This is a genomic window from Chryseobacterium sp. SIMBA_029 (assembly GCF_046535275.1).
In the GTDB taxonomy this organism is placed as follows: Bacteria; Bacteroidota; Bacteroidia; order Flavobacteriales; family Weeksellaceae; genus Chryseobacterium.
In genome coordinates this window covers 1-261 of record NZ_JAWRXA010000474.1, presented here as the reverse complement: position 1 = coordinate 261, position 261 = coordinate 1, and the positions used below count along the sequence as shown (strand labels likewise).

The window sequence follows — 261 nt, the reverse complement described above, 5'->3', positions numbered from 1 at the left end:
CCACAGATGCTGTGGGCGATTATGTATTTAAATTTGAGCCTACCGAAGTTAAATTCAATGAGGTTACATGGGCAATAGATACTAGTCCGGAGCTTAATCACTCTATTACCTATAGAAAGAAAACAGCAGATTTTGACATTCGGAATCTGAGGGTTTATTCTGATAAAAGTGCTTTATTTATTAAGGAAGCACAATTTAAGTCAGCCAAGGACTTTTATGTAGATGCTGATATCAGTGATTTTGCCATCGAAAAGCTTCTGG

Annotated in this window: 1 protein-coding gene; it reads left to right on the top strand. The window is 36.8% G+C overall.

The window, feature by feature from the left end; all coding sequences use genetic code 11:
- Nucleotides 1–261, top strand: a 261-nt coding sequence (locus SB679_RS24885; protein WP_410704974.1) for a hypothetical protein, incomplete at both ends; no start/stop codon positions are given.